Source organism: Sinorhizobium psoraleae, assembly GCF_013283645.1.
Lineage (GTDB): Bacteria > Pseudomonadota > Alphaproteobacteria > Rhizobiales > Rhizobiaceae > Sinorhizobium > Sinorhizobium psoraleae.
In genome coordinates, this window is sequence record NZ_JABEKV010000004.1 from 154,506 (window position 1) to 174,587 (window position 20,082).

Consider the following 20,082-nt stretch of genomic DNA (forward strand, 5'->3'; position numbering starts at 1 on the left):
CGGCCCGTCATTTCTCCGTGCCGTCGGGCGAGATCTGTTGCGATGGTCCACCGGTTCCCGACTCGGCAGTCGGATCTCTGTCGGTCGGGGACGCCTCTTGGCCGTCGGCGGGGGCGGGTGCCTGGACGCTGCCGGTTTGTTCGGGCGATGGAGCAGGTTGAACTTGCTCCGTTTGCGTTGCCTGATCGTTGTCGTTGATTTCGCCCCAGAGTTCGACGGCGCCCCACGCCAGCAAGGCGAGAAACAGCCCGCCGGTCAGCACCGCCAGGACACGGACGCCGAGCGAGCCTTGCCTGGTTTCCTGCGCCGAGAATTTCTCCCTGTCCGCGTCATGCGTCTTCGAGACCGGATCGCCGCGTTCATCGAGGTACTTGGTCATCGAATAATCTCCACTGATCCTATCAATGGAAAACGAGACGGCGATCACAAATGTTCCGGGTCGCAAGGACCTCGTGGCCGATTTGTCCTCGAACGCTTCGACCTCAGCGAGGGGGCCAGGTGTCCGCGACGCTGCGGCGAACGAGCTTGTAGGAATGGTCAGCCTGAACCTCGTACGTTTCGAAGACCATGGTCCCCTGATGCAGGAAGCGGTTCTGGATCATCGTGCCGGGCGCTGCTTGCGTTCTGCGCGATGCCGCCGTCTCGCCATAAGTGAGGCTGCCGGGGAGGGGTTCGAGATCAGGTGAAGCAGCCGTGCATCCAGCCAACACAAATGCAAAGACGGGTATCAGGCGCAGGACTTTCATATTGTATCCCTTGATGAAACGTATTTCGGCGGAAGCAATCATTCAGTTGATCGGACTGTGGATCACCGCTCACCTCTGGTCAATTTTTCGAATCGCTTGATGGCGCGCTCGCGTTTTAGCCGCGAAAGGCGCTGCGTCCAGAAGATGCCGGAAAGCTGGTCGATCTCGTGCTGCAGGCAGATCGCCATCAGTCCTTCGGCATATTCTTCGAGCGTTCCTCCAGACAGCGATTGAAAGCGCACCCGTACAGCGCGCGGTCGCTCGACTTCCTCCGAAATACCAGGCATCGAGACGCTGCCTTCTGCATGCCGCATCAGATCCTCGGATTGCCAGATAACCTCGGGATTGACGAAGGTGCGCGCGCCGCTTTTCTCATCCAGTTCGATCACCATCACCTGTCGCAAAACACCGACGTGGTTCGCGGTAATGCCAATCCCCGGGGCGGCACGCATCGTCTCGAGAAGGTCGGTTGCGAGTTGCCGAAGATCGTCGTCGAAACGTTCAATGGTTTCAGCCGCCGTAGCGAGTGCCGGATGCGGAAATCGTACGATGGGGAGAATAGCCATGCGTCGCTCTTCGTCTCGGCTGTCATCTGCCGTTTCGGCTGATTGATCTACGAGTTTCATATGCATTTGCAACAGCTTGAACAAAACTTTCGCCGGTTCTTCATTCGCACCTTCTGCGCTGTGGACCTCGCTGGAGCTTTGCGCTACTGCATGAGTTCCGGGGTCGGAATCGATCCGAGGATAAAATCACCCGGTAATTCAAAGTGTTACAGCGGCTTTGCGAGGAGGGAAGCGGGGCGCTGTGGCGAGGCAAGACGCCGTTTTGCTCGCGAGGGCACGGCAGTCAATTGGAATGGCACGCTCGCCTTTCGGGATCTTCGACCCAATTGATTCGGGCGGCTTTGTTTTTTCGAGGGCGGCTCCATGAGCAATATCGGCGACGACGACCGCGGTCCGGAAGAAATCACCGCTTATGACGGCTCGGATATCTATGCCGACGACGGCTCCGTGCGTTCCGATTTCCTGATGCATGTAGGCGCCGCGATTGCGGACCGTGATACGATCTACCTGCGGCAGCACGTCGCCGGCCTTCACGCCTCCGAGCTCGGCGATCTTCTCGAGGCTATCCAGCCGGAACAACGATTGGCGCTCGTCTCGCTGCTCGGCAAGGAGTTCGATCTCTCGGCGCTTACCGAGGTCGACGAGGCCATCCGTCTCGATATCGTCGAACATCTGCCCAACGAACAGATTGCCGAGGCGATCGGGGAGATGGACTCCGACGACGCGGTCTACATTCTGGAAGACCTCGATCAGGAGGACCAGGAAGAGATCCTCGCCAAGCTGCCCTTCACCGAACGCGTTCGCCTGCGCCGTTCGCTCGATTATCCGGAAAGCACCGCCGGCCGGCGCATGCAGACGGAGTTCGTTGCGGTGCCGCCGTTCTGGACCGTGGGCCAGACGATCGACTACATGCGCGAGGACGAGGATCTTCCCGACAGTTTCACGCAGATCTTCGTCATCGACCCGACCTTCAAGCTCCTCGGAACCGTCGATCTCGACCGTGTGCTGCGCACCAAGCGTTCGATCAAGGTCGACGCCATCATGCGCGACACCAGCCATGCCGTCCCCGCCGAGATGGACCAGGAAGAGGCAGCCCAGCTCTTCGAGCAGTACGACCTCCTGTCGGCCGCCGTCGTTGACGACAACGGCCGGCTCGTGGGCGTGCTGACCATCGACGACGTGGTCGACGTGATTCAGGAGGAGGCAGAAGAGGACCTGCTGCGCCTGAGCGGGGTGGGCGACGAGGAATTGTCCGACTCCGTTGCCGAAGCCTCGCGCTCTCGGGTGCCGTGGCTTTTCGTCAACTCGATGACGGCCTGCATATCCGCGTCGGTGATCGGTCTTTTCGACGCGACCATCCAGCAGATCGTGGCCTTGGCCATTCTGATGCCGATCGTAGCCGGCATGGGTGGCAATGCCGGTTCGCAGACCATGACCGTGACCGTGCGGGCGCTTGCCACCCGCGGTCTCGATATTCACAACGCGCCGAGGATCATCCGCCGCGAAGCCGGAGTTGGTCTTCTGAACGGCATGATCTTCGGGACGCTCATCGGTCTTGTGGCGGGGCTGTGGTTTCAGGACCCCAATATCGGCGGCATCATCGCGACGGCAATGCTGATCAACATGATGGCCGCGGCCCTCGCTGGCATCATGATTCCGCTTCTTCTGGAAAAATCCGGTGCCGATCCGGCCGTTTCCTCGGCGGTTTTCGTCACCGCGGTCACGGACATCACCGGCTTCTTCAGCTTTCTCGGTATTGCCACCTGGTGGTTCCACGTCACGTGACGGTGACGGCGTTGTTTGACTTTTACGTCAAAGTCAACGATAGTGGCGCCTCGGAATTTGATGGGACGGCGGCGTGAATAAATACTATAGCATCACTGAGTTGACACGGGAATTCGGCATCTCGACCCGAACGCTGCGCTTCTACGAGGATGAGGGCCTTATTCATCCGGAGCGTCGCGGCCGCACGCGACTGTTTCGACCGGCGGACCGTCACCTCATCAAGGAAATCCTGCGTGGCCGGCGCATTGGCTTCACCATTGCCGAGATCCGGGAGATCATTCAGGTCTACAAGGATCCGCCGGGCGAGATGGGCCAACTGCAGCTTCTGATGACGCGCGTTGAGGAAAAACGCGAGGAGTTGCGGCAGAAACGCAAGGATATCGACGACACGCTTGCCGAGCTCGACAACGTCGAGGAAGCCTGCCTGACGCGTCTCGCGGAGATCGGCGTCGGCACTTGAGGCCAGAGCAATTCCAGGAAAAGTGTATAACGGTCTGCCGTCCGGAATTGCGTAGTTTCAAAGAGTTAGATCATTCAAGAGATGGCCTCGCGCCACCTTTTTGCTGACCGGTTTTAAATCCATCGGGTGGTGTGACGGCAATACCGTTCGAATTCGAAGCCGAAGCGCGACAGCAAATGCTGCTCTTCATTGCGGATGACAAAAAGGGTCGTCAGCGCCACAGCCGTGATCGCCGCGATGAAGAACCATGGATTGGCCGTAACCAGTCCGATGCCGACCATCAGCAGCGTGTAGCCGAGATAAATCGGGTTGCGGGTAAAGCGGAAAGGTCCGCAGGTGACGAGGCAGGTAGCGCATCGTGTCGGCAGGATGGCAGTGTGCCGGTCGAGCAGCGTCTTGACAGCCCACAGGTCTATGGAGATCGCCGCAAAGATCAATGCGCCTCCGACCAGCCATGCGAACCAGCCGGGTCCATTCGCCACCGGGATCGGGAAGAAATGGTTGAAAACCAGTGCAGCCAGAGCAGCCGCACCATAGAGCACGGGCGGCCATGGGAAACTCAGCGGCTTGGCACGATAGGCATTCATGTCCTAGTCCCCTGATTGCACGTCCATTGTGCATTGACTGGCGATTCGCGCAATGCGTTCATCCGTGTTTACGTCGATCTTGCCCATGTTTAAGTCCTCGAAAAGGCTCTGTTCTTTCAGCCGGTCGAGTGTGCAGCCGCAGAAGGCTTCGCATGGCGCGGCGGGATCTCCGCGGTTGCATGCCGCCACGCAGTTCGCGCGGTAGGCTTGTGCCGGGTCCGGTGCTGCGGCGGGTGCGATCTGCGCAAAGAGGTAGACGAGGCCGATAAGCAGCGGCTGGTGTACGAGGTATACGGCCAGACTGTGACGCCCGCCGAAGGCGAGCGGCTTGATCCACAGGCTGCTCCGGCTTTCCTGCGATCTCGCGGACACCCCGCGGCTCATTAGCAGCGGGTGAAGCAGCTTCGCCGTCCCAAGGCCGACCAGAAAGGGCGCGAGCCAGGGAAGGAGAGGTACGTAGTCGTTCGAGCGCGGGACCGTCTCGGAAAGTCCAACCCACCAGAGCAGCGGCGCATCGAAGATGGCCGAGCGCAGGTAGAGTGGCGCTGCGAAGGCGGCGGCAGCGGCCAGAAAGGCGACGACCGCGGGAAGCGGCAGGAACAGGAGGCCGACGAGGCTTGCCGCCGCGATCGAGTGAAGGATGCCGAAGAAGATGAAAGATTCCGGGATGGCGAACCAGGTCGCAATGCTGATCAGCATCGCCGCGCCGGCGATCTTCACGAAGCGGCGAGCGAAGGCGGCCGGGCGAAAATGTGGGCGCTGGCCGAGCACCAGGCTGTAGCCCGCCAGGAACAGGAAACTGCTTGCAATCAGCCGCGCGAAAAGCCGCCAGCCGCCGGTACCCGCGGTGCCCGCCGCCACATAGCCGAAGAATTCGAGATCCCAGACGAAGTGATAGATCGCCATGGCAACGAGCGCCAAGCCCCGGAGCGCGTCTAAAAGCGTGATCCGACGACGCTTGTCCACGCCTGACGAAGAGCGTTGCGTCTCGGTGATCGTCGTTGCTGTGTTCTCGGACATCGGCCCTGGCCATCCTGTTTCGCGATAAGGTCGCATGTCTGGCTTGCGCCGGCCACGCGAATGCTTTTCGCACAGAGGAGCAGCGCTTGTTTGCCTACAGCGCCGCGCGTCTTAATCAAACGCGTAAGGACGCTGTAGCACTCTGAATTGCTGCATGTTTTCAATCTTAGATCGGCTACGATTTAAGGAACATGCGGTAGTGCAGATCCTAGTGCTTGAGAGCCTCGTGAGCATCCTCGATGAGCGCGGTTCTCGCCTCGGAAAAGAACTGCCGGCGCGTTAGTACGAAGATCACGAAGCTGGTGAGAACGATGAACACATAGGGGCTGATGAACCAGCCGAGATAACCGATCGACAGAAAGATCGCTCTCAATCCCGCATTGAAATGCTTGGCCGCCAGGATGTTCAGGCGAATTGCACGTTCTGCGGCCCTCTCGGCCGCCTGCCGGTCGCGCGTCATTTCCGCCGTCATCGGAATGCCGCCCATCAGGATGGAGCAATAGTTGAACAGGCGATAGGACCAGCCGAATTGGAAGAACGAGTAGCCGAAGAGGCAGGTCAGCCCGCCGACCTTCAGTTCGAAGCCCGTCCGTCCGCCGCGAAAGACCTGCGGAAGGTCGTTGAAGATCATCTGCACCTGTTCGGTCGCGCCAAGCAGCGCAAAGCAGCCGCCGAGCGCGAAGATGGTGGTCGAGGCAAAAAAGGCGGTGCCCGCCTGCAACCCGGCGATGATCTGCGTGTCGATCATCTTCAGATCGCGGTTGAGCGAGTTGCGGATCCATCGCCGCCGGTTTTCGTTCATCAGCCGGGTCAGGCTGACACGCGTGAAATTGCGTCGGCCGTCGGTTGCCCAGCTGAAACCGCCCCATAGCAAGACGAAGATGGCAAGTGCGATGTAATCTTCGAAGGTCATGCATGCGTTTTTGGCACGGCTGTTCGAAAATGCAAGATCGGCACCCCGGCACACAGTCGCGTGCGAGATTAATCATTGCGCCGCAATTGCGGCGAATTCGCAGGGAAATTGGGTGCAAGGCGCGCGCCTGGCGCTGGAAAAGCGCCGATGTTCCCGCACTGTCGTGTACTGCGAGTTCGTCTTGACACGATTTTGCCATATTTCGGCGTTGCACATTTACCCATTCTTCAGTATGCATGGCGCATGCGCGGGTAGCGAATACGTACTCGCCGACCGCTGAGTACTCGGAGACATCATGGACAATACAATACAGAAGTCGTGCTGGGGCGTGACCGTTCGCGCCGTAGCTGGTTTCGCTGGCGTTCTGGTCCTGGCCTATCTTTTCGGCGGCCTTTGAGATCAAAACATTTCGTCAGAGCGACGCGGTTTCCCAAGGACCGCGTCGTTTTGATTCGATGGCAGCCTTTCTGTAAGCAAGCTTTTGCGTCATGTCGCACGAACAAGATCCGATGTCGGTCGGTCGCCTGATCGATCGGCATAGGATGGCTTAGGGTTTGATCCTATATCTATGGACAACTGACACCGCAGGCGCTCAAGGAGGAGCCGATGCGGGCGTCGACCTTGCAATCATCGGCTGGCGCTTCGGGTGGCGTGCCCGACGGCGTTCCCGTGCTCCAGGACAGGCAGTTTATGTTTCTTTCCGTCTTCGACGTTTTCAAGATCGGCATCGGCCCTTCGAGTTCGCACACGATGGGACCGATGTCGGCGGCAAACAGGTTCCTCGACCTCATCCTGTCGGATGACTGGCCGCGACCGGCACATGCGAGCGTTGCCGCCATCAAGGTCAGCCTGCATGGTTCGCTGGCGCATACGGGCATCGGCCATGGTACCGGCCGCGCGGTTATCCTTGGATTGATGGGCGAGCGTCCGGATCTCGTAGACCCCGACAGCATGGGCACGATCATCGACACGGTGGAGCGCACGGGCCGCATCACGCCCGCCGGGCATCCGCCCTACGCATTCCAGCCGAAAACGGATCTCGTCTTCGACAAGAAAGTGCCTTTACCCGGCCATGCCAACGGCATGTCCTTCTCGGCCTTCGATCGCGACGGCCGGCTGCTTTTGAAGCGAATCTACTATTCGATCGGTGGTGGCTTCGTCGTGACCGATACGGAGCTTGAGGCGATGCGGGCCGCCAAGAATAAGCCGGGGGGCGTAAAGGTGCCTTATCCCTTCGCGACGGCGCAGCAGATGCTCGATATGGCCGCACGGTCGGGGCTCACCATCGCCCAGATGAAGCGGGCGAATGAGGAATGCACCATGTCGAGAGAAGAGCTCGACGCCGGCCTCGATCGCATTTGGGCGGCGATGAAGAGCTGTATCGACCGGGGTTTGAGCCAGGACGGCATCATGCCGGGCGGCCTGAAGGTTCGCCGGCGGGCCCGTTCGATTCACGACAAGCTTCAGGAGGAGTGGCGCTCCAACAAGACCAACCCGCTGCTCGCAAACGACTGGCTGAGCGTCTACGCGATGGCGGTCAACGAGGAGAACGCCGCCGGTGGCCGCGTCGTGACGTCGCCGACGAATGGTGCCGCGGGCGTCGTTCCGGCGACCATCCGCTATTACATGCATTTCCATGACGACGCCGATCAGGAGGGTATCCGCGACTATCTGCTGACGGCTGCTGCGATCGGCGGCATCATCAAGCACAATGCCTCGATCTCCGGCGCAGAGGTAGGCTGTCAGGGCGAAGTCGGCTCGGCCTCCGCCATGGCGGCCGCCGGCCTGGCCGCGGTCATGGGGGGCACCCCGGAGCAGATCGAGAACGCCGCCGAGATCGCCCTCGAGCACCATCTCGGCATGACCTGCGATCCTGTCGCCGGCCTCGTGCAGGTGCCTTGTATAGAGCGCAACGCACTTGGTGCCGTCAAAGCAGTCACCGCGGCATCGCTCGCCCTCAAGGGGGATGGCAAACATTTCGTGCCGCTCGATGCCTGTATCGAGACCATGCGGCAGACCGGCGTCGACATGAACGAGAAATACAAGGAAACCTCCACAGGCGGTCTCGCGGTGAACGTCGTCGAGTGCTGATGCTTCCGCCTGGGCGTTGCCGGAACGCGTAAGCCGCGACCAACGCGGTTTTCCGCCCCAATCCCGTCATAGGATGGTGAGTGCCGGACGGGGCGTTGCTATTGTGGACGAACGGGTTCAGCGCGCTTGACCGTGGCCGGTGGACGGGTGTTCAAGGTTCTCATGGCGTTGCATCTCATAAAGCTCTGCGTCGGAGCAGAATCAGTCGAGGACTTGCGCGAATGGGTGTCGCGCAAGGCGCTTGCCGCGATTGCGGCCGGGCAGGAGCCTCACTCGTTCCATACGACCCGGATGGTTCCCAAACGCACCGAGGAACTCCTTGCCGGCGGATCGCTCTACTGGGTGATCAAAGGACATGTGCAGGCGCGGCAGTCGTTGATCGGCGTAGAGACCTTCACCGACAGCGACGGCATAGGCCGTTGCAACCTTATCCTCGGGCCGGAAGTGGTGGAGACCGAGCTTCAGCCGCGCCGCGCGTTTCAGGGATGGCGCTACCTGCAGGACAAGGAGGCGCCGCGCGATCTCGCTTCGCTTTCCTCCGGCGAGGCGGATATGCCGCTGGAACTGCGGCGTGAACTGGCGGAACTCGGCCTTCTCTAGGCGGAAGGGGAGCGCAGCTCCCGGCAATTCTCGGTATCAATGGATGCGCAATCGGAGCGGATGACGGCGGCCCGGCGCGGACACGTGAAGGTGAATACCGGCGCGGGGCTGGGTCGAGCGCCATGCGCGCGCACCATGCGTCAAAAGCATGCCGACGAGATCGCGTGTCTTCGCTTTCGACCGGTTCAGCCCCATGTCGGCGATGCGCATGGCAGCTTCATGCAGCGGGTGCAGACCAATGCGCGAAGATTTAGTTTTCTTTCCCGGCATCACGGTAACACCGGGAACGTTCTCGTTCACTGCCATGACCAACCTCGTTACGCTTTACAAATCCGAGGAAGACGGCCGGCAAAACACACCCGGCCGTCAGCAAGTCGCGTTTGTTACTGCTGGCTCGCCCAGCAAGCGAAACCCTTCTTCTTCAGGGCCTTGCATGCATTGACGGCCTTGTCCTGATCGTCGAAGCCGCCGAAGCGCGCGCGGTAAAGCTGGCCGCCGCCGTTGCTGAAGGCGACGGTAAACGGCGTCGCGTTGCGCAGTGCCTTGCCGCCCTTCTCCTTGGCATTGCCGAGAAGCGTCATCGCTTGCGCCTTGTCGGGCGTCGCGCCGATCTGGATCACCCAACCCTCCGGTTGTGTCTCTGCTTCCGGCTGAGCCTCAGCCTTGGCGGCAACCGAGTTGGTGATCTGGGTATCGACGTCGGCGTCGGCCGGCTGTGCGGCGAGCCTGGCGCTTTGCGCTTCGAGCGTGTTCGGCGCGATCTTGTCCGAAAGCACCGGATTGTCGGACGCGGGCTTCGTTGCGGCGTAGGCCATTTCCACAGGCCTTGAATTTTCGCCGTTGTAGCGGAAATCCGGAACAGGGCCGGTGTTGGGCAAATCCATGGCCGCCGAGGCGACGGCGACGGGCGCTGCCGCGGACCGGACCTTAGCCTGCGCGACGGCCGCGACTGGCGGTTCTGCGATCGGCGCTTGCGCGATCAGATTGCCCCCGCCACGGCGCGAGGCTGCGGGCAGGTATTTGGCGACGAGCTTGCGCATCTGGGCGTCGCGGGAACCACCGGACGTTCCGCCGAGGACGACGGCGACAATGCTGCGGCCGTCGAGTTCTGCCGAGGTTGCCAGATTGAAGCCAGATGCACGGGTATAGCCGGTCTTGATGCCGTCGACACCGCGGACATTGCCAAGCAACCGGTTATGGTTGCCGATCGTCTGCTTGCCGAAACGAAAGCTTCGCGTTGAGAAATAGTCATAATACTGCGGAAAGTGCTGACGCAGGGCCAGGCCGAGCCGCGCCTGATCGCGCGCCGTCGTCTTCTGCTCGGGGTTCGGCAGGCCGTTGGCGTTGCGATAGGTCGTGCGCGTCATGCCGAGCGCGCGCGCCTTGTTGGTCATCATCCGGGCAAATCGCTGTTCCGAACCGCCCAGGAGCTCCCCCAGCGCCGTGGCGGCGTCATTGGCGGAGCGCGTCACGAGAGAGAGGATCGCCTGCTCGACGGTGATAGATCGACCGGCTTTGACGCCCAGTTTCGACGGGGGCTCTGCTGAAGCGTTCTTGGAGAATGGAACCACCGTGGATTTGCTGATCCGTCCGGCTTCGAGAGCTTCGAACGTCAGATACAGTGTCATCATCTTGGTGAGAGAAGCCGGGTAGCGCAACTCGTCGGCATCTTCGCCGTAAAGCACCTTGCCGGTCTTCGCGTCGACGACGATGCCGGCGTATTTCGGATTGGCATTTGCCGGAGCGGAGAGGGCCAATACGGCAATGGCGGCGGCGAGGACAATCCGTCCTGCGATTTTTGAAAAGACCCCAAGCGGGCGTTTCGCGATATCAAAAAAAACGGATTGAGACACTACGCTGCTCTTCATTCTCATTTAATGGGTGCCGTCCGGACGCCGTCGCCGGGAACGACCGTTCCTGCGACAGTATCGGGATAGCGTTACCAATCGGTTTATGATGAATGATTGGTTTCCCCGGGTGGCCCGTTTTGTTCGGGAACGGCACCCGGTCGACCAAGACGGTCGGCGCTTCGCTGCACCACGACTCTTGGACAAAATCAGGGCGTGAGCCGGCTGCGAACGAAGGTTTCTACGGAATCGTCGATCAATCGCCATTGCGGCAGCAGCTTGCTCGAAAAGCGGTAGAGGACGGCGAGGTCCTTGCCGACGTGCACGTCGCGCTGACAATCGGCGCTCGTCGACGCGTCGGCGTCGTCGGGCAGTATGCAGCGCAGGACGTAGGATGGTCGCCCGTCGCGGTCCGCGGTGAAGAAAACCTCGCCGGCATAACCGGTATTCGATTTGGTGTCATGTCGGGTCAACCCGGCGGGACCGGGCCGCGTCTCTTCACTGAGGATGTGGCGATAGATAGGCCCGAGCCGACCCGACATGTCCTGCGACATCGTGCTCTGCGAAAGTTGCAGAAAGATCAGGTTTTCCGGCCGGTTGATATCGTTGAACAGGTGCCGGGTTTCGTCGCTGTAGCCTTCCAGCGCCGGCCAAGTCAGGTAAAGATCGACGCGCTCGGCAATGCTGGTCGCGCGCTGGCTTTCGAAGCGGATGATATTGGCCGGCAGCCGCAGGTGATCCTGTCCGATGAAAATATCGTAGGTCTCACGACTGGAGGTGTGTCCGGCAAGAGCGAGATTTTCTCCAAACCAGTGTCCGGAGAATGAGACCATCGTAGTCAGGACCGCCAGCAGAACGACGACAGCCGTAACCTTGTATATGAAGCGCGGCGAGAGGAGCGGCGAAAATTCCGGTTCGGGGCTGCCGCTGGATGGCGCGTTCATGAAGGGTCGTCCGTCGCGGTAGCCTGGTGGTGCGTTCTATCCGCCCGACGGTCGTTGAAGATGGTTAATTTTCGATGAAGTCCGTTCGTCGCGGCGTGGTTACGGACGGGCGGCGGACCCTTGGAAAAGAGAAAGCCGGCCCCGGGGACAACGGGAACCGGCGAGGGCTTGGTCTTGCACGGGGACGCGGGACCGCAAGCCCGAAAGGCATTGCAGACGGGGGTGCTTCGATATTCTCTATTGCGTCTTCACGCTGCCGACTGCCACGGCGCGGCCGTCCTGCAATTTCACCCAGCGTCCGGCGTTCTCCGAAGACTGCCTCTTCAGAAAGGTATATTCGGTCTCCGACCAGCGGAGCACCTTGCTGCGCATGTTGTCGAGGATGAAGTCGCCGCGGTCGGTGCGGACGGTCAGAACCGCATGGCCGTCGCCGTTTGGCTGCAGCACGACGGTGATCAAGAGATCGGCGGGAGAGAAACCGCTCTCGATCAGCTTGCGGCGCTTAAGGAGCACATAGTCCTCGCAGTCGCCGACTGCGTCCGGATAGGACCATTCTTCTTCGACGCCATGGATTTCCATATCCGTCATCGGGGTCACGGCCTGATTGACCTCGTAATTGACCTCGAGAATTTTCTGCCATCCTTCGCGGGTCAGACCCATCGGGCCGCTATTGGTTTCATTGGCGGTGCATTCGGATGGATTGCTCTTGCAAAATTCGTAGTGACCGATCGGCGGGTTGGTGGTGCCGCCCACCGTGATGTTCGCCGGAAGGGCGAGGGCTGCCTCGGTCAGGAACCCGACGAAAAGGGCCGCGACGGCTATCGTCTTGGTGATGGCGTTGTGCATTGTTGTCTCCCCGTTACGGTTCGACAATGGCACAGAGTTTTTTATCTGCGGCGAAGACGCGAGGTAAAAACAAGTACAAATAAGAATAGTATGCGCGGCAAATAAGAATAAATATCGGCTCAAATAAGAATAGATTTTGATTCAAATTTTATTGAAATTTCCCGCGCTCGAGAACGCAAGGGAGTACTGGAGTTTTTCTATCGGCCGGAAAAACAAGGGTTATTTCGAACGGAGCGCTCGGCAAAGCCAAAATGCAGGCGCCATGTATTCAACCTTGTCGCCGGTCCCGATGTCGAGCATTCCGGTCGTCAAGACTGCGGTTAATGCGCAATTCTGCGCTGGCAGGGGCGAGGAGCGAGAGACTTTTCCGAAAAAATATTCGAGCAGCGCGCGCGAATGTCATACGGCATGACGCGCGCCCGTTGGCGCTCTGCGGAGCGCTCAGCGCCCACGCGATGGTGCCTGTCGTTGCAAACGACGGCCACAAGCGCGTGCACGACGGCGAACGACCGTCATTGGTGCGGCGGGGTGCCTATGCGCGAGATGTCGGTGGGATGTCCGTTATCGAGAATGTTCTTGGATGCTGCTGGCAGCCCGGCGGGCGCCGCCGGTATCACTCAAAGGAATTCGGCCAGCGCTTCGCGAGACTGGATGCCGGAGAATTCGATCGCCACGCCTTCCTGGAAGTGGCGGACGATCTTGCCTTTCATGGTACCGAGTTTGACGGGCGTGCCTATCGCGGGCCGGTTCTCGATGTCGATCGCGGCACCCGAGAGGGAGAGATCGATGAGGCGGCAGGCGTATTTTTCGCCGTTGCCGAGCGTGAGTTCCGTCAGCACCTTGCGCGGGACGAGACGGTCGTGGCGCCGGTCTTCCGGCAAGCCGAGTTCATGCTTGTTTGCGATCCAGGTAAGTTGCGCTGCCAGTTTCTCGCGCTTTCGCTCCGTCGCATTAAGCTGGATGACAAAAGCATGTTCCGCGAGCCGCGACACGGTGCCCTCGAGACGCCCGACGTGCTCGATATAGGCTATGATCCGCTCGCCGGCGCGCGGGCGGGCGGGCGAGGAAAAGAGCACGTCGCCCGGCGACATGTCGACGGCGGTGCAATCAAATTCATCGCGATTGGCAAGCATCAGCCGCCCCGAAAGATTTACCGAAACGCGCTGAAAGGCACTTTCCTGGTGCGGCTTCGGGCCGTTGTTTTGTGCGTGCTGAAACGAGAACATGGTCACTCTGCGATCGAAGCATCCTTGCTTGCAAAAATATAAGTGGTCTCGGTTAATAGAAGGTTCGCTCAATGCTTGGCTGGACCATCCGCGCCTCCCGATCAGCTTTCCCGTCCGCCTTCGAAGATGCGCAGATGCTGAACCCTGCGGCCGACTTTTCCATGTCGGCTCGTCGTGTCCGCAGCATGGGGTGTTTCCGCCAAATCCTCAAGACCATGATGCCCGCTGTCGAGGATCCGCAGGCCGTGCGCGACAATGCATTCAAGCGATATCATGTGGAGCCATGACGGACGCGACAACGGTGCCAACGAACCAAGGATACGGTCGCTGTGGCCCTGCGGCGAGCCGAGTGGCGTGAGCAGCAATTCGGTGTCCAGTCGCTCACCGCCTGCCGTCACGCCGCAGGCGGAAAGCACGACCGGAGAGCATTGCATCATCACCTGATCGGCAATCCGAACGGTTTCACTCGCATCGCCGGCAGGCCAGAGCGCGGCGAACGGCTGTCTTCGCAGCTCTCGACCGAAAAGAGCGCAGACATGAGTCCCGGCGAGCCGGAAGCGGATGTCACCGCTTGCCTGCCGTTCAAGGATGAAGAGGTTCGGCAGCAGCGAACAGATTTCTTGAGGTTCGATCTCGTCGCGGCGAGGGAGATCCCGTTCGCCCCGCAACCTGTTCCAGTATCGCAATAGCTCTATCGTTGTTTTGCTGCGCATGATGCCCGTTCATTCCGTCAACCGTGCCCCGACTGTTTCCAATTGGCACAGCCGCCGCGGTTCCTTGGATTTCAGGAATGGAGGAGCGAATTTCGTGCCACGCCGATATTAAGGTTAATGATCGGTTTCGATTGCGTTCGGCGCCGCCTGCTGGCACTGAAATGCCATCACTCACGAAGGTTTGCCTTCAGCACGCGATTGGAGCTCGGCTATAAGGGCTCACCGACCGTTCAGTTTTTACTGGACGGTCTTTTTTTGTTTGCTTATGCCTTCGCGCTATCCGGCGGCGGCATAGCCGTCGAACCTGATCGCGAACGCGTAAGCGATGGAAGAGAACAGCCATGGAACGAGATCAGGCAGCGACGCCAACCGATGCCGAGAACGAAGGGGACCGCAGCCGCGAGCCTGCCTTCAACCTGCCGGCGGGGCTTACTGGTATCCTCTTGCTCCTGATCGGCGTCCATGCGTTGAGAACCTATCTCTTGTCGGCGGCCGCAGATCAGGAACTGATCCTCAACTTCGCCTTCCTGCCCGTGCGTTACACCCTTCCGCTGTCGGAGCAAGGACTCGTCTGGCTCTGGACCCCGGTCACCTATTCGTTTCTGCACGGCAGCTGGGATCATCTCATCTTCAATATCTTCTGGATGGTCGCATTCGGGGCGCCGGTCGTGCGGCGCATCGGCATGGCACGTCTGGCCGTCTTCTGGTGCCTTTCGGCCGCTGCCGCCGTCGCGTTGCACACGGCGTTTCACTGGGGGGAAATTGTCGTCGTGGTTGGCGCCTCCGGCGTTGTTTCCGGCTTCATGGGGGCGGCGGCGCGTTTCGTTTTCTCGCCGAGCGGCCGCATCAGCCGCCAATTCGCCCATCTCAACCGCCGACTTTCGCTAACGGAAACGCTCGCCAACCGCTCGGTTCTGGTCTTCACCGGCATCTGGTTCCTGACCAACTTTCTGGTGGGACTCGGCATGTTCTCCGTCGGTGGTGCGGGAACCGTGGCCTGGGAAGCGCATATCGGTGGTTTCCTCTTCGGCTTCCTCCTGTTCGGGCTTTTTGATCCGCGCGACTAAGCGGGATGAGGAAAAGTGGGCACCGGTTTTCCGCCCGCATCCCGCGTCGGATCAAGCGGGATGAGGAAAAGTGGGCACCGGTCTTTCTCCAACGTCCATTTGTAACCCACGAAAAACGATCACATTTGTGATCCCGGATTGTTTCAATCCGGATTCACAAATGTGATGCCTGGGAGACCCGAGAGGCCGGGCTACAAGGCTTGATTTCCCAAGATCACTGGAGCACCATTCCCTACGGTCGCCTTGAGGCGAGCGGTGGAAGACCGGATGTCGGGGGCTCGGCGTTGCGCAGAAGCGTGCGACGGCCAGTGAACGGCATAGGAAATTGGGACGAGTTCCTGCGCCAATACCACTCTGCATAGTTCCTTGATTATGCTGAGGTTCAGGGTGTTACAGCGACCATCAAGCATCCGAAACGACGCTCGGCGCTGCACACGAGACGGCCAGAAACTCTCCCCGCCGGCCCGGCTTAGTCGTAACGGGAGATGTGTGCATGTCGGTAAGAGCGATTCTCAACGAAAAAGGCCACAACGTCGTGACCGTCACGCCCCATGTGACAGTTCATCAGGCCGCGACCTTTTTGCATGATAACCATATAGGGGCGGTCGTCGTCGTCGATCCGGACGATCAGATCGTCGGCATTCTGACGGAGCGGGATGTCGTGGCCGCGATCGCCAAATATGGTGCTGCCTGTCTCGACAGCCCGGTTTCTACCGTCATGTGGCAGAACGTCTATTGTTGCCGCGAAGAAATGTCGATCGATACGCTGATGGAAATGATGAGCAAGCTGCGCGCACGGCATTTGCCGGTAGAGAGGGAAGGCCGCCTGGCCGGCATCGTTTCCATCGGTGACGTCGTGAAGCACCATATCCGCGCAATTGAGCACGAGGCCGAACAGATCAAGGCCTATATTGCAGGCTGATAGGAGAGGGGCGGCGCGAGGCCGCCCTCTACAGGGCATAACTTCTTTCGTCCCCCGCCGCCGTCCTTAAGCCGGAGTGACTTGACGCATTTGAGCTTGTGACGGGTCGCCACTCACACTGGGGTGCGCTCAGCGCACCAGCACTTCCTGCATGCGCCGGATTTCAGCGAGTTTGGCTTTCGCCTCGTGGTAGCCGCGATCGATTGCCTCGCCGGCCCGATGAAATTCCGAAAGGCCGATATCGTTGAGCTTTGGATGAAGCGCGAGATCCGGCGGATCGCCGGCAAGCCGGGCGCGTGAAATTCTGTCCTGGATGATATTGAAGGCCTGTACCATGACGCTGGTCATGCCGAGCCGCGCGGAATAACCATCCTTGATCTGCGAATCCACTGCTTCCATGCCGGCGCTGTGCTTGACGACAGCCGAGCGCCCATAGAGATCGTAGTTGAGGTTGACCGCGACCACGAGCTGCTGCTCGTAAGCGCGACAAACCGAAACCGGAACCGGGTTGACCAGAGCGCCGTCGACGAGGAGTCGACCATTGGCGTTGATCGGCTCGAAAATTCCGGGGAGCGCATAGGACGCGCGAATAGCGGTTATAAGCGAACCTTTCTCGATCCAGACTTCATGACCGCTGTGAACTTCGGTCGCGACCGCAATGAAGGGGCGATCGAGATCCTCGATAATGAGACCCTGCAGGTGCTCCTGCATGCGTTTTGTCAGTCGCAGGCCGCCGAACAAGCCCCCGCCACGGATCGCAAAATCGAGCAGGCCGGCAATGCGGCGCACGGTGAGGGAGCGGGCGAAGGACTCCAGTTCGTCGAGCTTGCCGGCGAGATAGCAGCCGCCCACAAGGGCGCCGATCGACGTGCCGGCAATCATGCCCACTTCGATGCCTTCCTCGTCAAGTGCCCGGAGGACGCCGATATGCGCCCAGCCGCGAGCTGCGCCGCCGCCAAGGGCTATGGCGATCTTCGGTTTCGAGGGGTAAGGAGCGGGTGCAGGCGGAGCAGTCGTAAGCGAAGATCCATCTGGACCGGATAAATCGGGGACCTGATTGCTGCGCGTGAATGTCCAATTCAACATCCGGCACCTCCAACATCGCCGAATAGATTACTAAGTGCGCGCGTCTTGTAGGAGGCCCCTGCCAAGCCGGCGATGGTGCCATCTTGTTCGAATTCATTGCTGAAAGACTGGCACCTTATTTGAGATATACCACCGATCCCGCCTTCAATCTTGGCGGGAGCGATAAACATTAGATACAGCCTGCAACACTTTCGGCTTGGCCGCTGTTTCGACGGTAACCGCTTCATGAATAATGATTAGGCGCCCTTTTGGTTGCCAAAAAATAAATATAACACCTAGTTGCACCAAGAAAATGCAGATGTTTAATTTTTGCCGTAAACTGCTGCGGGATCGAAATGTCTGTGGTCGTCCGTAATCGTGACCGTGGCTTTGCCGTCCTCGACGCCCACAGTGCGGTAAAAGCAGGAGCGGCGGCCCGTGTGACACGTGGCGTCGTGGCCGGCGACCGAGACCTTCAGCCAAACGGCGTCCTGGTCGCAATCGGTTCGGATTTCCTGGACATTTTGCAGGTTTCCCGAACTCTCGCCCTTCTTCCACAGGCCTTTGCGCGAACGGCTGTAATAGTGCGCAATGCCGGTCTCGATCGTCAGGGCCAGCGCTTCGGCGTTCATATGAGCGACCATCAGCAACTCGCCGTCGCGCGCATCGGTGACGACGGCCGTGACAAGTCCTTTCTCGTCGAAGCGGGGCGTAAAGCCCGGTCCGATCTCCAGAACGGCCTTGTCTTCTGAGGGGACGTCGAAGGTGAGGGGCATGGTGTAGGCTCCGTCGCTACAGCGCCGCGCGTCTTATCAGACGCGCGAAGACGCTGTAGCACTTTGAATTGCTGCATGTTTTTATCCCTAAATCGGCCCACGATCTAAGGAAACATGCAGTAGAGCTTACTTGAAGCCCCGCAGCATGGTCATGAAACGAGCCTGTTCGGCCGGATCGGTTTGGAAACTACCGGTAAATGTCGTCGTCAGCGTTGTCGAGCCCTGCTTCTGAACGCCGCGCATGGCCATGCACATGTGCTCCGCCTCGATCATGACGGCAACGCCGCGCGGCGCCAGCGTTTCATCGATGGCCTTAGCGATCTGCGCCGTCATCGTCTCCTGCGTCTGCAGCCGGCGGGCATAGATGTCAACGACACGGGCGATCTTGGAAAGGCCGAGGACGCGGCCATTCGGCATGTAGGCGACATGCGCCTTGCCGATGATCGGCACCATGTGATGCTCGCAATGCGAAAAGAACGGAATGTCCTTTACCAGCACCATATCGTCATAACCGGCGACTTCCTCGAAAGTTCGTCCGAGGACATCCTCTGCCGCGAGGTCGTAGCCGCCGAACAGCTCCTTGTAAGCCTTGACGACACGCGCCGGCGTGTCTTTAAGGCCCTCGCGTTCCGGATCGTCGCCCGCCCACCTGAGCAGCACGCGAACGGCTTCCTCGGCCTCCTTCTGGGTCGGCCGGCCGCTCGTATCGTCGAGCAAAGGAAAGTTCTTCACTATGGCGTCCATAATGGCCCCTTTAAGCAATACGGGATTGCTGACGTTTTATCTTTCGGACAACTCGCCACTGGCCATTCGCCTAACCCTGCAGGCTTGGGTTCCGTTGGCGGGCTCCGGGGCTTTCGGGTCCTGGCTTAGCAGTGCACTGGACCGTCCGGCACGGTTTCCCAAACAACAGGCGACTTGATGCTCCCTTGCGGAACTGTCGCCCCAACACGACATAGCATATAGTATGGTGCCACATGGATGAAAGAGGCCGAATGTGCAGCGCCGTGCTTTTTTCCTATGTACCGGAGAAAATCATGCGCCAATTACCCAAAACCGCGAAAAATAAGCCGGATCGCGTCAAATGATGGATGACATCTACAACAATAGAATTCTCGAGTTCGCTGGCAACATCCCTCGCATCGGGATGCTGGCGGACGCCGACGCCGAGGCGGCGGCACATTCGAAGCTCTGCGGCTCGAAAGTAAGGATCTGGCTGAAGATGGATGGTGAGGTCGTGACCGACTTTGCCCATGACGTCAAGGCGTGCGCGCTTGGACAGGCATCGTCCTCGATCATGGCGCGCCATGTCGTCGGCGCGAACGCCGATGAAATCCGGAGAGCCCGGGAAGATATGCTGGCCATGCTGAAGGCGGACGGCGAGGGCCCGTCGGGTCGCTTCGAGGACATGCGTTTCCTGAGACCGGTTCGCGATTACAAGGCGCGCCATGCCTCGACCATGCTGACCTTCGATGCGGTGGTTGACGCCATAGGCCAGATCGAGGCGAGGCGGCTTGCGGCCGCAGTCTGAGCGATGTGCAACAAGCCTCACGATGACCATGCTTTCGCCCCGGTGGCTCGCCGGAGGGGGCGGAATTGGGCCGGCCCGTTTCGCAAGACGCCGGGGCGGATCGTCGGCATGGCCTTCATCCGAGCCTATCAGCTCACATTGTCGAGTTTCATCGGCAACTCCTGCCGGCATCTGCCCACCTGCTCGGAATACGGTTTCGAGGCGATTGCCCGCCACGGCCTTTGGGCTGGTGGCTGGATGACGTTCTTCCGCGTGGCGCGCTGCGGGCCCGGGGGGACCCATGGTTTCGATCCGGTGCCGGAAACGCTGACGTCACGCCAGATCTGGTACAGGCCATGGCGCTATTGGCAATCGCGGCCAAAGGAGGCGTGAGCACG

At 60.0% G+C, this 20,082-nt stretch carries 23 protein-coding genes; 8 read left to right on the forward strand and 15 right to left on the reverse strand.

The annotated features are described in order from the left end of the window. Positions 1-7 precede the first annotated feature (7 nt). The 3 genes from ILFOPFJJ_RS21705 to ILFOPFJJ_RS21715 form a co-directional block, all read right to left on the reverse strand. Positions 8-379, reverse strand: coding sequence for a hypothetical protein (locus ILFOPFJJ_RS21705; protein ID WP_173512641.1), 372 nt, complete (start codon positions 377-379; stop codon positions 8-10). Positions 380-482: 103 nt separating this feature from the next. Next, positions 483-746, reverse strand: coding sequence for a hypothetical protein (locus ILFOPFJJ_RS21710; RefSeq protein ID WP_173512642.1), 264 nt, complete (start codon positions 744-746; stop codon positions 483-485). A 62-nt stretch (positions 747-808) separates the two neighbouring features. Next, positions 809-1,312, reverse strand: coding sequence for a peptide deformylase (locus tag ILFOPFJJ_RS21715; protein WP_173512643.1), 504 nt, complete (start codon positions 1,310-1,312; stop codon positions 809-811). 363 nt (positions 1,313-1,675) lie between these two features. Here ILFOPFJJ_RS21715 and mgtE point away from each other — a divergent pair, with 363 nt between their 5' ends. Then, positions 1,676-3,097, forward strand: a complete 1,422-nt coding sequence (gene mgtE, locus ILFOPFJJ_RS21720) for a magnesium transporter (protein ID WP_173512644.1) — start codon at positions 1,676-1,678, stop codon at positions 3,095-3,097. Between the two features lie 73 nt (positions 3,098-3,170). After that, the gene (locus tag ILFOPFJJ_RS21725; RefSeq protein WP_136504391.1) at positions 3,171-3,557 is read left to right on the forward strand and encodes a MerR family transcriptional regulator; all 387 of its coding nucleotides are present in this window, start codon (positions 3,171-3,173) and stop codon (positions 3,555-3,557) included. Between the two features lie 113 nt (positions 3,558-3,670). On the opposite strand, the gene ILFOPFJJ_RS21730 is transcribed toward ILFOPFJJ_RS21725, so the two are convergent. The 3 genes from ILFOPFJJ_RS21730 to ILFOPFJJ_RS21740 all read right to left on the reverse strand — a co-directional run bounded on the left by ILFOPFJJ_RS21730 (position 3,671) and on the right by ILFOPFJJ_RS21740 (position 6,077). Next, a complete protein-coding gene (locus tag ILFOPFJJ_RS21730) occupies positions 3,671-4,144 on the reverse strand; it encodes a methyltransferase family protein (RefSeq protein WP_173512645.1) in 474 nt (157 codons plus the stop codon). Between the two features lie 3 nt (positions 4,145-4,147). Further along, positions 4,148-5,164, reverse strand: coding sequence for a heparan-alpha-glucosaminide N-acetyltransferase (locus ILFOPFJJ_RS21735; protein ID WP_173512646.1), 1,017 nt, complete (start codon positions 5,162-5,164; stop codon positions 4,148-4,150). 208 nt (positions 5,165-5,372) lie between these two features. After that, on the reverse strand, positions 5,373-6,077 hold the full coding sequence (locus ILFOPFJJ_RS21740; RefSeq protein WP_173512647.1) for a DUF599 domain-containing protein: 705 nt from the start codon (positions 6,075-6,077) through the stop codon (positions 5,373-5,375). Positions 6,078-6,767: 690 nt separating this feature from the next. Between ILFOPFJJ_RS21740 and ILFOPFJJ_RS21745 the strand changes: the two genes are divergently transcribed. Together ILFOPFJJ_RS21745 and ILFOPFJJ_RS21750 are read left to right on the forward strand one after the other, a co-directional pair. Beyond that, positions 6,768-8,168 carry an L-serine ammonia-lyase gene (locus tag ILFOPFJJ_RS21745; RefSeq protein ID WP_173513315.1) on the forward strand — a complete coding sequence of 467 codons (1,401 nt, stop codon included), beginning with the start codon at positions 6,768-6,770 and terminating at the stop codon, positions 8,166-8,168. 162 nt (positions 8,169-8,330) lie between these two features. Continuing rightward, entirely contained in the window at positions 8,331-8,768 is a 438-nt protein-coding gene (locus ILFOPFJJ_RS21750; RefSeq protein WP_173513316.1) for a DUF1489 family protein, read from the forward strand. 36 nt (positions 8,769-8,804) lie between these two features. Here the strand turns inward: ILFOPFJJ_RS21750 and ILFOPFJJ_RS21755 are convergent, their stop codons facing one another. The 6 genes from ILFOPFJJ_RS21755 to ILFOPFJJ_RS21780 all read right to left on the reverse strand — a co-directional run bounded on the left by ILFOPFJJ_RS21755 (position 8,805) and on the right by ILFOPFJJ_RS21780 (position 14,344). Continuing rightward, the gene (locus ILFOPFJJ_RS21755; protein ID WP_173512648.1) at positions 8,805-9,074 is read right to left on the reverse strand and encodes a hypothetical protein; all 270 of its coding nucleotides are present in this window, start codon (positions 9,072-9,074) and stop codon (positions 8,805-8,807) included. A 77-nt stretch (positions 9,075-9,151) separates the two neighbouring features. Next, positions 9,152-10,642: an SPOR domain-containing protein gene (locus ILFOPFJJ_RS21760; RefSeq protein WP_173512649.1), complete on the reverse strand. Its 1,491-nt coding sequence runs from the start codon at positions 10,640-10,642 to the stop codon at positions 9,152-9,154. A gap of 182 nt (positions 10,643-10,824) precedes the next feature. Next, a complete protein-coding gene (locus ILFOPFJJ_RS21765) occupies positions 10,825-11,559 on the reverse strand; it encodes a hypothetical protein (protein WP_173512650.1) in 735 nt (244 codons plus the stop codon). A gap of 237 nt (positions 11,560-11,796) precedes the next feature. Then, a complete protein-coding gene (locus tag ILFOPFJJ_RS21770) occupies positions 11,797-12,405 on the reverse strand; it encodes a transglutaminase-like cysteine peptidase (protein ID WP_173512651.1) in 609 nt (202 codons plus the stop codon). 617 nt (positions 12,406-13,022) lie between these two features. After that, a complete protein-coding gene (locus tag ILFOPFJJ_RS21775) occupies positions 13,023-13,631 on the reverse strand; it encodes a PilZ domain-containing protein (RefSeq protein WP_173512652.1) in 609 nt (202 codons plus the stop codon). A 101-nt stretch (positions 13,632-13,732) separates the two neighbouring features. Next, positions 13,733-14,344: a PAS domain-containing protein gene (locus ILFOPFJJ_RS21780; RefSeq protein WP_173512653.1), complete on the reverse strand. Its 612-nt coding sequence runs from the start codon at positions 14,342-14,344 to the stop codon at positions 13,733-13,735. Between the two features lie 341 nt (positions 14,345-14,685). Here ILFOPFJJ_RS21780 and ILFOPFJJ_RS21785 point away from each other — a divergent pair, with 341 nt between their 5' ends. After that, a complete protein-coding gene (locus tag ILFOPFJJ_RS21785; protein WP_173512654.1) occupies positions 14,686-15,411 on the forward strand; it encodes a rhomboid family intramembrane serine protease in 726 nt (241 codons plus the stop codon). Positions 15,412-15,904: 493 nt separating this feature from the next. After that, complete coding sequence (locus ILFOPFJJ_RS21790) at positions 15,905-16,333, forward strand: CBS domain-containing protein (RefSeq protein WP_173512655.1); 429 nt, start codon at positions 15,905-15,907, stop codon at positions 16,331-16,333. Between the two features lie 129 nt (positions 16,334-16,462). On the opposite strand, the gene ILFOPFJJ_RS21795 is transcribed toward ILFOPFJJ_RS21790, so the two are convergent. The 3 genes from ILFOPFJJ_RS21795 to folE form a co-directional block, all read right to left on the reverse strand. Next, positions 16,463-17,419, reverse strand: coding sequence for a patatin-like phospholipase family protein (locus ILFOPFJJ_RS21795; RefSeq protein ID WP_173512656.1), 957 nt, complete (start codon positions 17,417-17,419; stop codon positions 16,463-16,465). 302 nt (positions 17,420-17,721) lie between these two features. Further along, positions 17,722-18,174, reverse strand: coding sequence for a phosphoribosyl-AMP cyclohydrolase (gene hisI, locus ILFOPFJJ_RS21800; RefSeq protein WP_173512657.1), 453 nt, complete (start codon positions 18,172-18,174; stop codon positions 17,722-17,724). Positions 18,175-18,300: 126 nt separating this feature from the next. Then, entirely contained in the window at positions 18,301-18,918 is a 618-nt protein-coding gene (folE, locus tag ILFOPFJJ_RS21805; RefSeq protein WP_173512658.1) for a GTP cyclohydrolase I FolE, read from the reverse strand. 340 nt (positions 18,919-19,258) lie between these two features. On the opposite strand from folE, the gene ILFOPFJJ_RS21810 reads away from it, so the two are divergent. Together ILFOPFJJ_RS21810 and yidD are read left to right on the forward strand one after the other, a co-directional pair. After that, positions 19,259-19,705, forward strand: a complete 447-nt coding sequence (locus ILFOPFJJ_RS21810; RefSeq protein WP_173512659.1) for an iron-sulfur cluster assembly scaffold protein — start codon at positions 19,259-19,261, stop codon at positions 19,703-19,705. A gap of 3 nt (positions 19,706-19,708) precedes the next feature. Then, a complete protein-coding gene (yidD, locus tag ILFOPFJJ_RS21815; RefSeq protein WP_173512660.1) occupies positions 19,709-20,077 on the forward strand; it encodes a membrane protein insertion efficiency factor YidD in 369 nt (122 codons plus the stop codon). The last annotated feature ends 5 nt before the right edge of the window (positions 20,078-20,082 follow it).